Genomic DNA, 12,214 nt, shown 5'->3' with positions numbered 1-12,214 from the left:
GAGAAAAGCCTGTGTTTTACAATGCATCATACCAGATAACAACAATTTCCTGTTCAGCCGAAAAGGAGCTGTACGCCCGGCGCACAGCTCCTTTTTATTGCAATATATTATATTAGAGAAAAACTTTTTATGAGATCCTATTAATTTTCGCCCTGCAAAGCATCAAATCCAGCCTCACCGGTACGAACCTTTACGACATTTTCAACATCGTATACAAAGATCTTACCATCGCCAATGTTGCCGGTGTAAAGAGCCTTTCTGGCTGCTTCGATAACATCTTCTACCGGAACGGCACTGACGATAACTTCAACTTTCATCTTAGGCAACAGGATAACATCCAATTCTGCACCACGATATCTTGTCGTAATACCCTTCTGTGTACCACATCCAAGAACCTGTGTTACGGTAATACCGCTGACACCAATATTGTTCATGGCAAGCTTCAGATCCTCGAACTTGCTCTGCTGACATACGATAGAGATCTTGGTGATCTTTGGAGCATCGGAATCCTTTGCCTGTGCACTTCTGACAGGAGCAGTCGCTGTCGGTGGAATAACCGGCTCGCGGCCTGTCACCTTGACAACCTCCACTGCCTTGTCGATCGGAACCTCACCCTTCAACATCTCAGCAGATGTTCCTCTAGAGTAGAACATATCGCCGGCTGGCATAAAGTCTGCATAGGAAGATGGCATGCCATGCTCTGTAACATCCAGACCACGAAGCTCTTCTTCCGGTGTAACACGAAGACCAAGAGTTGCTTTGATCACTAAGAAAGCAATAGAAATTGTTACTGCCGTCCAAGCTGCTACAGAAAGGATACCCAAACACTGTAATCCAAGCTGACCAAATCCACCGCCATAGAAAAGACCCTGTGATTTGATCGCACCGCTATCTAATGCAATCTGGAAGCCCGGTGCTGACTTAGTTGCAAATAAACCTGTTGCAAATGTACCCCAGATACCGTTCATCATATGTACTGCTACGGCACCTACCGGATCATCAATCTTCAACTTATAATCTAACAACCATACACCAAACACTACCAACAATCCGGCTACAGCACCGATCACTACCGCACCTGCTGCATCTGTTACATCACAAGGTGCAGTGATCGCAACCAAACCTGCAAGAGAAGCATTCAAACACATAGAAACATCCGGGCTGCCATATTTGATCCAAGTAAAGATCATACATACTACCGTAGCAATTGCAGGAGAAATTGTTGTTGTAAGGAAGATAGATCCTAAATCTCTTAATGACGTTGCTGCTGCACCATTAAATCCATACCAGCCTAACCACAGGATGAATACACCAAGTGCACCGATCGGAATATTATGTCCCGGAATAGCATGCGGCTTACCGGTACGTACACTGTACTTTCCAATACGAGGTCCAAGTATTTTAGCACCGATCAGCGCTGAGATACCACCAACCATATGGATTGCACAAGATCCTGCAAAATCATGGAATCCTAACTGAGACAGCCAACCGCCACCCCAGATCCAATGTGCCTCGATCGGATAGATAAACGCAGAGATTACTGCAGAGTATACACAGTAAGATAAGAACTTGGTACGCTCTGCCATTGCACCGGAAACGATCGTTGCCGTTGTGGCACAGAATACTAAGTTAAATACAAATGCGGAGTAATTAAAATCCTTGTAAGCTGTAAAAATATCCAAGCCGGGTTTTCCGATAAATCCCAGGAAATCCTCGCCCAAGAGCAATGATGCACCGATCAAAATGAATGTCACGGTTCCAATACAGAAGTCCATCAGGTTTTTCATGATGATGTTACCTGCATTTTTTGCTCTTGTAAAACCTGTCTCAACCATTGCGAATCCGGCCTGCATCCAAAATACTAATGCGGCACCGATCAAAAACCAAATACCATATAGATTCTCGTTAATATAAGTAATCACTTCTTTTGACATAACGATATCCTCCTTTTTGTTGTAGTTTTTCATATGATCCCAATTCATAAATGAATACGTTGTCCGGACGTTAATTAGGACATCAAATGTTGACCTTGCCCGTTTCACCAAAAAATTATCAATGAAACGAAAAAAGGTGCCACGAATTCTCTTCGTGACACCTTTGTCATAACTGAAATTATAGCAGAAAATAAATTTTCGTCAACCTTTATTTTCATTTTTTTATCAATTTGTGAAAAATTCCTAAATTTTTTCAAAAATGAATCTAAAATTTTGACTACTTCGTATTCTGCCCATCTGACGCCGTTTTGATCTTGAGATTCCACTTTAGGGAGTTATCCATCAAATAGCGAATGATCTTCTCCGCATCTTCCGGATGTTTTGACTCATTGCTCATTGCAATGACCGGATCCGGCAGCATACCACCAAGCTGTTTATATTTTTCGCTGTCCTTGAGCGATAAACCGGTAAAATACTGCGTTTTATCGGATGCCTTCATATTCTTGTCCGTGGTATTACTGCGTACATCCTCTCCGGAAATATACTGCGTGTATCGACGATATTTTTCCGGATATTCCGAATAAAACGCAACCTCTTCATTGCCTTTTGCACCATCCTTGCCGTTTTCCGAATAAAAATAGCCGGCATGCCCCCATTTTTCTAAATTCTCCTCCGAACAGATCAAAAGATCTGCCGTGCCGGAATACAGAAATGTCTGGATCTGCTGATCATCTCCATCTAAAGACAGGCGAACGGTTTCCTTGCCATCTTGATATCCTAAATACTCGTTCAATGTCTTTTGGATCTTTTCTACATTATCATCATCAATAACATCTCCCTGCACACAGATAAACAGCAGGACATCTGCCTTTGTAACCGCATCATATACCTGCAGTCCGATCATCGCTATGATCACGACCGCTATGATCACTCCCTTGAGATAATAATGCTGAAACTGCTTCAACTTACCTTTCCAAGATAGATTTTTAATCTCCTCTTTGATTGCCTCATCGGTATGATCCTCATAAATAGATGCTTTGTCTTGTTTCAGTTTTTCTTTTTCCTCATCAGAAAAATGAACTGCCATACGTAATGGTTCTCCTTTCTACAATAAAACGTTTGATGCAAACATAGATCAAACGATGGTCCCCCATATATAGAGCATCAGATAAAAGATAACTAACAGCCCATTACATATAGATGCAATTGTTGGAAAATGCGGACGGATATCTTCCTGATGAAGACTGATCCATGCCAGCACGAAACCAACACCTGCCACGACCAAACTACAGATTCCAACGAATCCGACTAACAAACCTGCATGACCATTACTCCCGCTTGCAGCAACGCAGGCAGCGCCAAACATCCCTGCCGACAAAACCGCCAACAACGTAGCAACAATGCCTAATAACGGATGATGCTTGTCTGTCAAATGTAGAGAAGATTCTCTTTCCTTCTTTTTTCTCGCCATGTACTAATCCTCCATACCCCAAGATAACCCGCTAACTTGGTGAGTTTCGTTTTTTGTTCCAAATATGAAGTATCGCATTGCAGCATCGAAACAATACATATCCCAATATGCCTCCTAGTGTATTCAGCATAATGTCATCTACATCAAACGATCCTAACTTGGACACTAATTGTATACTCTCTACCAGTAATGATGCCAAAAAACTTAGCAGAAGGATCTTTCCAAAACTGCGGCATCGCACAGACAGTACCGGTATTACAAATCCATATGGAATGAAACATATGATATTGCCTAGCAGATTTAGCAGCACCAGTACTGTCCCCACTCTGCCGGCATAATACAGATACCGCTTAATCTCAGCAAACGGCTGCAAATTGTATTGGTACGTATCCCGTGGTACACGTCCCATCTGCTCACTGAAAAACAAAAAATATACCATCATGATCAGATATATGCCAAATAATATCCACGATATTATTCGAATCCTCTGCTTATGCTCTTTTCTCACATCATATCCCTTTCTGCGACTATTGACGAAGTACTACATTCTTCTCGCCCAGTCCATTCATAATCTTATCCATACACTTGTTGACTTCATCATCAGTCAACGTACGGTCTGACGCTCTAAATACAATCTTATAAGCCAAAGATTTATATCCTCTCGTCAACTGCTCTCCCTCATAAATATCAAACAATTCGCAAGACTCTAACAATTTACCTCCACGAATGCGGATGATCTCCTCCACTTCGCCTGCCAAAACATCTTTGCTCATTGTTAAACTAATATCGCGTGTCATTGCCGGGAACTTGGCAACACCTTCATACTTAACATCAAAATCAGCCAAACTGCTGACAACCTTCATATCAACAACTGCTAAATAAGCACGTGTACCGATACCGAAGTTTTTCTGAACTTCCGGATGCACTTCTCCCAAATAAGCAACACTCTGTCCACCACAGGTAACAACTGCCTGTCTGCCCGGATGCAGGAAACTCTTCCCGGCATTTGGATCGTACTTCACAGCAGCCGTCTTAATCCCCATACGCTCTAACACAGCCTGTACGACACCCTTCATATCAAAGAAATCAACCTTACCATACATACCGAGCGTGAGCTGCATTCTCTCATCCGGCAGTTCAGTAAGCGGAAGCTGCTTTGGAAGGTAAACATTGGCAAGCTCATATAAGCGCACTTCCTGATTACGCCGCTTAAAGTTCGTAGCCAGAGAAGTTAACATTCCACCAAGTGCGGAAGTACGCATTACACTGTAATCCTCGCCCAAAGGATTCGTGATCTGAATACTCTTGCGAAGCACATCATCCTCGGAAAGATTCAGTTTATCATATACTTTCGGGCTTTCAAACGAAAATGTCATACCCTCGCAGAAGCCGTAATTTTCAACTACTTCACGAACCATATCTTCGTGCTGTAATTTCTGAGATAATCCACCGGACGTTGCAGCACCGCTTGGCAGCGTCATCGGGATGTTATCATAACCGTAAAATCTTGCAACTTCCTCTGCAAGATCTGCCATACGCTCCAGATCCTGACGCCAGGTCGGTACAATTACTTCTCTCTTCTCGCGGTCTACCGGAAGATCGATCGTTTCAAAGTAACGAATCATATCTTCTTCTGAAATATCCGTTCCAAGAAGTGCGTTGATCTTAGCCGGATCATACGCAATGCGGAGCGGCTCTTTCTTTACCGGATAAAAGTCCACTGCACCGCCAACCACTTCACCGGCGCCCAGTTCTTCGATCAACTGGCAGGCACGATCCATTGCATCCATTGCATTGTTCGGATCCAGTCCCTTTTCAAATTTTGCCTGCGCATCGGTACGCATACCAAGCTTCTTTCCGGACAGACGGATGTTCGTCCCATCGAATGTAGCAGCCTCAAACAACATTGTCTTTACATCATCTGTGATCATGGAATTTTCACCACCCATAATACCGGCAAGACCGATCGGTTTCTTACCATCACAGATCATTAACATACTGTCATCTAAGGTGCGCTCCTGTCCATCTAATGTCTTAAACGGCTCACCGGCATTTGCCTTACGGACTACGATCTTGTGATCCTCGATTGTATCCAGATCATATGCGTGCATTGGCTGCGCAAACTCTTCCATAACATAGTTGGTAATATCAACAATATTATTGATCGGACGAATACCAACAGACGCCAGTCTTCTCTGCATCCACTCAGGTGATGGTGCCAATTTGATGTTTTTGACAACTCTGGCAACATAACGTGGACACAATTCCGGACTTTGTACATCAACGGAGATATAATCATTCACATCTTCATCGTTTCCTGTTTTCGTTACAACCGGAGGAACAAATTTTTTACCAAACGTAGCTGCTACTTCACGTGCAATACCGAGAACACCAAAGCAGTCTACACGATTAGATGTGATCTCATATTCAAAAGTCACATCGTGTAATCCAAGCAGTTCTATTGCATCTGATCCAATCGGTGCATCTTTGTACTCCGGATTGTCGCTTAAAATATAAATTCCGTCTTTGGCTGCATCCGGATACATGTCCGTCGTAGATCCTAACTCTTCGATCGAACACATCATTCCGAATGATTCTACGCCACGCAGTTTTCCCTTTTTGATCTTAAAACCATTCTCGTTTTCCCCATCTTTGTGTGAACTTGCAACATGTCCGCCGTCCAATACGACCGGAACCTTATCACCTTCTTTGACATTTGCTGCTCCGGTTACAATCTGAACTTCTTCACCCTCTTCATTTATCTGTACCTGACAAATCACAAGCTTATCCGCATCCGGATGTTTTTCGATCTTATTGATCTTGCCAACAATGATCTTGTCGAGATTCTTATCAAACTCTGTGAATCCCTCTACCTTCGTTCCTGACAATGTCATTGCATCTGTATATTCCTGTGCCGTACAATCAAGATCCGGCACATATGCTTTTATCCATGATAATGATGTATCCATTTATTTACCTCTTTTCCGCAGTCTCTATCGTAAATACTCCGACCGCTGCATTCTTCATTCTCGTTGTCTGTTTCCTGTAAACATCTTCCTAATCTTATGTCCTATTTAAAACTGTTTCAAGAAACGTGTGTCGTTCTCATAAAGCAGTCTCATATCGTCAATCTCATACTTGAACAATGCGATACGCTCCAAACCGACACCGAAGGCAAAACCGGTATACTCTTCCGGATCAATTCCGCTCATTTCCAATACATGTGGATGAACCATACCACAGCCTAAGATCTCAACCCAACCGGAACCCTTGCAGAAACGGCAGCCCTTACCGCCACACTTAAAACAGGTAACATCCATCTCTGCGCTAGGCTCTGTAAACTGAAAATGATGCGGGCGGAACTTTACTTTGGTCTCTTCACCAAACAAACGCTTTGCAAACTCCTGCAGCGTTCCTTTCAGATCCGCAAACGTGATATTTTTATCAATGACAAGACCTTCAATCTGATGGAAAGTCGGTGAATGGGTTGCATCTACTTCATCCGAACGAAATACTCGTCCCGGTGCGATCATGCGGATCGGCAGTTTGCCCTTTTCCATTTCATGCACCTGTACCGAAGATGTCTGGGAACGAAGTAAAATATCTTTTGTAATATAAAACGTATCCTGCTCGTCTTTTGCCGGGTGATTTGCCGGAATATTAAGTGCTTCAAAGTTATAGTAATCATACTCAACCTCAGGCCCTTCTACTACTTCATATCCCATACCAACAAAAATATCCTCTACTTCTTTTAAGGTGATCGTATTCGGATGACGATGACCCTTTGGCAACATTGTGCCCGGTAATGTTACATCAATTGTCTCGCTCTTAATCTTTTCTTCCTGAATTGCTTTTTCAAAAGCGGCCCGTTTTTCTTCCAATCTCGTCTCGATCTTAGCGCGCGCCTCATTGACAAGCTGTCCGACCTTTGGACGATCCTCCGGCGCAACGTCTTTCATTGACTTTAGCACTGAAGTTAATTCACCCTTCTTGCCTAAGAATGCCACTTTCACATCATTCAAATGCTCCAACTGCTCTGTGCGGTCGATCTGGCCCAGTGCATCCTCTAAAATTTTGGTCAACTTTTCTTTCATCATATCAGTTCCTTTCTTATGTTGAAATGTTTGCGCGGTTTGTGCCGCACCAGACTGCTGACGCTGTCGTAAGTCCAAACAGTAAATTCCCTGCCGTTAAAGAAAAACAAGCAAGAAACCTCTGCTGCCAGAACTTTCCTGCTTCTTCTCAAAAATATAAGCATTGCCCTGTCGCAGTCATCCTACGTCAGGGACGGATCTCTCCGCGGTACCACCCTGCTTTTTATGGAAAGAGAATATCTTCTCTACTTCACATAAACTCTTCATTACACGTAACGTGTGCAAACGTCAGCCTCTACACAAAAAATCTTCAAAGCTGCAGCTCCCGTGAGAAATTCATTTACTATGGGAACGCACAGGATGCTTACAGCCGGGGACATCCTCTCTCTTCATCGAATCATAGCAAACTACTAAACACGATCATCACTTTTCTCAAATCCAAATTTTATCACATTTCTCTAAAATACGCAACAATCTTTTCAAAATGCATACCATGGGAAGCTTTTACCAAAATGGCATCCTGTTCTTTCAGCAGATCGGGCAATTTCGCCATCGCCTCCTCCAGTGTCGCAAACCAGATTACATTGGCAGAAGGATCGACATCCGTAATTCCGGCAAGATATTGTTTTGCCAGCGTTCCAATGCATATGATCTGATCCAGACCGCATCCAGCCACATATCTTCCCGTTTCGTAATGCAGCTTTTCTTCCTCTGCTCCAAGCTCAAACATATCACCAAGAATGGCGACTTTACGTTCCGGCACTTCAGATAACAGGCGAACCCCTGCCTGCATGGATACCGGATTAGCATTATAACAGTCATCCATGATCGTAAAGTGTTCCGTTACAAACACACTGCCATGACCATCGACCGGACGAAACGCTGCAATCCCCTGAACGATCTCCTCGTCCGACAACCCCATCTGCTGACCTACTGCTACTGCAGCAAGCGCATTGGTGATCATATGACGTCCCGGAACCGGAATGGTGATCTGAAGCGTTCCCCTAGAGGTCTGCACGGTCACATCCGTACCGGATAATCCCTTAGATGTGATTTTCAACGGATGTACATCGTTGTTGTCATTCAATCCGAAAAATACCGGTCGTTTTCCATGTACCTGCGTTACCGTGATCAATTTATCGTCGTCACCGTTCAAAAAAACAGTGCCGCCTTCTTTCATTCCTTGAAATATCTCGGTTTTGGCTTTTAACACGCCATCTCTGTCACCCAATTGTTCCAGATGACAGCAGCCGATATTGGTGATCACACACATATCCGGTCTGGCAATCGCTGTCATGCGGCTCATTTCTCCAAAATCACTGATTCCCATTTCCACGATGGCTGCCTCGTGTTCCTCACGCAGGCGAAGTAATGTAAGCGGCATTCCCAATTCGTTATTAAAATTACCTAATGTCTTTAATGTGTTAAAGTGTGTTGAGAGCACAGACGCTAACATCTCTTTGGTCGTAGTCTTTCCAACACTTCCGGTAATTCCTACTATAGGCAAGGTACATATTGTCCTGTAATACGCTGCCATATCTTTGATCGCCTGCAGGCAGTCTTTGACCTGAATATAAGCCTTTTTCTGCTCACCAGGCTCATCTTCTGACATGCAGCAAAGTGCCCCGCTTTCATAGGCAGCCGGAACGAAACGGTTTCCATCCACCTTTGCCCCTTTGATCGCCACAAACATTCCACCTTCTGTCACCTGCCGGTTATCCGTCACAACTCCGGTGATCTCCTTTGTAGCCAAATCCCGATCCCCATAATAGGTACCACCGCATATTTCCGCAATTTTTTTAGGTGTCATTGTCAACATACGAAACCTCATTTCTTCTCCATAGCCAGCGAGATAATCTTCTCACACAACGTTCCATAATCCATACCAATCGCTGCAGCTTCCTGTGGCAGCAGACTAGTCGGCGTCATTCCCGGCAGTGTATTTGCTTCCAGACAGAACAGATTTCCGTCTGCGTCCATCAGAAAATCGATACGTCCATACACCTCTAACTTCAACTCATCATATACTTTCTTTGCATAATTCTGCATCTCTTTTGTTTTTTCTTCTGACAATTCCGCAGGACATACGTCCATTGCCATTCCCGGCTGATATTTCGTTTCGTAATCATAAAATCCTGCTTTCGGAATGATCTCTATGATCGGCAGGCTCTCTTCACCAAGCACGCCGGCAGAAAACTCTCTTCCTTTGATACACTCCTCCACAACGACTTCATCTTCATAGCGAAATGCCGTCTGAAGCGCGGTCTCATATTCCTCAGCACTCTGTACCATACTGACGCCAACACTGGAACCACCACAACATGGTTTCACAACGATCGGATATGCCATATCTTCCGGCAGATCGCCACTCTGTCCTTTGCGAACGGAAAATCCTTTCGGCGTTGGGATCCCTGCCTCCAAAAAGATCTTTTTGGACAATCCTTTATCCATGGCAACCGCACTGCCTACGCAGCCGGAACCTGTGTAACGAATGCCAAGCAGATCGAACGCTGCCTGTACTTTACCATTTTCTCCATCTGCGCCATGCAACGCCATATATACGATATCTGCCTTTCGGCAAAGTGCCAGAACATTCGGTCCAAAGAAACCATCCTCGCAATCTCCACGCATCTGCTTGATCTGATCCAGATCCGGGTCTATGGACTTGATCTTTTTATCGTCCGAGCGGATCGCATCATTTCTTACAAAAAAGTCCTCTGAAACATCTCCTTCATATCCTAAAAAAACATCCAGCATTGCTGCCTGATGTCCCCTTTCACGCAGCGCTTTGCACACGTCTTCTCCGGTGCTAAACGATACGTCTCTTTCTGTACTAAGTCCTCCAGCCAATACGATGATGTTCATAACTGTGCCTCCATTTTTGTTTTACATGCTAATTATTTACGCCACTCTATCTTAGCACACTACATGCAAAAGGGCAACGCTAATGCATTGCCCTTCCTGCTTCTAACAAACAATTTCCTATTTTGTAGGACGTGCTACCAACACCACAGAATCTCCTTTGCCATATCCATAATGAACCACTTTCCCGTAACGGCTGCTTGCAGACACATCCTTTGCGCCGCCGGTATATATCTCAATATGCGTGATATTCTTGTATCTTCCATTACGCCAGCCGGAGAAAAAGATCAAGTCTCCCGGAAGCAGTTTTTTATAAGAAACCGCTTTTTTTGCAATAACTTTATGATTTCTGGTGCACCATTTTCCAATATCTGCGGCAACCGGTGACCAGCCGCTTTTCGATCCAAAATATACATCATATTTACGATATACTCGAGAAACTAACGAACTGCAGTCGTAAAAACTCTTAGACATTCTACGTGCCTGACTGTATGTCGTCTTCGTCTTAGAGATCGCAATCGCTTTCTTGGATGCCCGATAACCCCGTTTACTGGAAATCTCAACCCAGATCTTAAACGTGCGTCCATCCGCCTTTACTGTAATATTTGTATGACTGATCTTCTTCGCTTTCATTTTGCCTCTGGATGTAATCGTTACCTTTTTCTTATTGTTAGAGGAAAAGCTAACCTTACTTCCTGGCACAAGTCCTTTAAGCTTCAGCGTCTTTCCCATTCCTTTGTACATGATAATGTTGAAATCCGCATAGGTAGGATTACTGACACGAACCAAAATAGAAAAATCTAATCCATCGATATTCAATGTTAGTTTTTTCGATCCCTTATAATTTGCAAAAATATCACCTTGCTCTGTAAAATATGCCGCACCCTGTTTTTCAGGATCCCAGGTAATCTTACTTTGTGCGATTGTTCCGCTGATCGAAGGCTTCTTCACACAGCCGGATGCCAAGATCACTGTCTTACCGGATACCGTTGGTGTTGTCACATATACCGGCATCGTAAGTGTTATCGTGTCCTTGTTATATGCAGTGAGCGTCGCTTTCAGTGTCGTCTGCCCCTTAGCTACAGCCTGTATTCCCTGCGTTGTCCAAACAGCCACTTTATTATCTTCGGTTGCATAAGTGATCTTTTCACTGCCACTTCCGATAAAGGAAAAACCGTCAACACCGACAGCGGTTGCCTTGCTGCCAACAGCACGTGTAACATACTCTTGTGAATAACTCGGTGTCTCAATCGTTACTTCTGCTATTGCAAAACAGCTGCCACGTCCATTGTCCGCGTAGATCACGGAAGGGCGAAACCCCACTGCCTGCAGAGAGCCGTCTTCACTAATTGTGACACTATTTCTATCTGCCGACAACGTATAACCCATCTGCAGCAAATATTCCTGCATCGGCTTAGAAACACTCTGTCCATAAGCAAGTTTGACCTGTTCCGGTGCGATCACATTAATCTCGATCGTATCTTTATATGATGTATCATCGTCATTTTTGCGCTCCGCCTCAACCGTCACCGTTCCCTCTTTCAAACAAGTCAAAATTCCGGTTTTTGTCACTGACGCCGTTTCCGTTGATGTTTCTGTCAAGTGAAATGTTGTTCCTGCTTTCATATCCGGTTCTACCAGATTCATCAGATCAAATTGATCTCCCACATAAACACTTTGCTCATTTTCGGTAAAAATACGTTCTAAAGCAGCCGCATCTCTGCTGATTCCAAAAATCATTCCTGCAAGCAGCAGTACCAGACACATGATCTGCCATTTCCCTTGTGTTTTCTTTGTTGCCTCCATGTTTCCTCCTTACATTTAATTCACCTTGTAAATAATCCGTCTGCCCT

9 protein-coding genes and 1 other annotated feature are annotated in these 12,214 nt (G+C 43.8%); all 9 genes read right to left on the bottom strand.

What is annotated here, in order from left to right; all coding sequences use genetic code 11:
* Positions 1 to 140: 140 nt before the first annotated feature.
* Positions 141 to 1,934 carry an ammonium transporter gene (locus tag ACSAJE_RS01205; RefSeq protein ID WP_118690073.1) on the bottom strand — a complete coding sequence of 598 codons (1,794 nt, stop codon included), beginning with the start codon at positions 1,932 to 1,934 and terminating at the stop codon, positions 141 to 143.
* 277 nt (positions 1,935 to 2,211) lie between these two features.
* Positions 2,212 to 3,021: a hypothetical protein gene (locus tag ACSAJE_RS01200; RefSeq protein WP_458009489.1), complete on the bottom strand. Its 810-nt coding sequence runs from the start codon at positions 3,019 to 3,021 to the stop codon at positions 2,212 to 2,214.
* A gap of 48 nt (positions 3,022 to 3,069) precedes the next feature.
* Positions 3,070 to 3,405, bottom strand: coding sequence for a DUF6142 family protein (locus tag ACSAJE_RS01195; protein WP_118506480.1), 336 nt, complete (start codon positions 3,403 to 3,405; stop codon positions 3,070 to 3,072).
* A 31-nt stretch (positions 3,406 to 3,436) separates the two neighbouring features.
* Positions 3,437 to 3,913, bottom strand: a complete 477-nt coding sequence (locus tag ACSAJE_RS01190; RefSeq protein ID WP_118690071.1) for a VanZ family protein — start codon at positions 3,911 to 3,913, stop codon at positions 3,437 to 3,439.
* Positions 3,914 to 3,932: 19 nt separating this feature from the next.
* Positions 3,933 to 6,374, bottom strand: a complete 2,442-nt coding sequence (pheT, locus tag ACSAJE_RS01185) for a phenylalanine--tRNA ligase subunit beta (RefSeq protein WP_458009488.1) — start codon at positions 6,372 to 6,374, stop codon at positions 3,933 to 3,935.
* A gap of 105 nt (positions 6,375 to 6,479) precedes the next feature.
* Positions 6,480 to 7,499: a phenylalanine--tRNA ligase subunit alpha gene (gene pheS, locus ACSAJE_RS01180; protein WP_022026284.1), complete on the bottom strand. Its 1,020-nt coding sequence runs from the start codon at positions 7,497 to 7,499 to the stop codon at positions 6,480 to 6,482.
* Between the two features lie 186 nt (positions 7,500 to 7,685).
* Positions 7,686 to 7,932: a binding site (T-box leader), on the bottom strand.
* Positions 7,933 to 7,947: 15 nt separating this feature from the next.
* Entirely contained in the window at positions 7,948 to 9,318 is a 1,371-nt protein-coding gene (locus ACSAJE_RS01175) for a UDP-N-acetylmuramoyl-tripeptide--D-alanyl-D-alanine ligase (protein WP_458009487.1), read from the bottom strand.
* An 8-nt stretch (positions 9,319 to 9,326) separates the two neighbouring features.
* Positions 9,327 to 10,364, bottom strand: coding sequence for a D-alanine--D-alanine ligase family protein (locus ACSAJE_RS01170; protein WP_458009486.1), 1,038 nt, complete (start codon positions 10,362 to 10,364; stop codon positions 9,327 to 9,329).
* A 117-nt stretch (positions 10,365 to 10,481) separates the two neighbouring features.
* Entirely contained in the window at positions 10,482 to 12,167 is a 1,686-nt protein-coding gene (locus ACSAJE_RS01165) for an NlpC/P60 family protein (RefSeq protein ID WP_118690068.1), read from the bottom strand.
* Positions 12,168 to 12,214 lie beyond the last annotated feature (47 nt).

This window comes from Jutongia sp. SJQ-6 (assembly GCF_054161275.1).
This window is presented reverse-complemented; position numbering and strand designations above follow the sequence as displayed.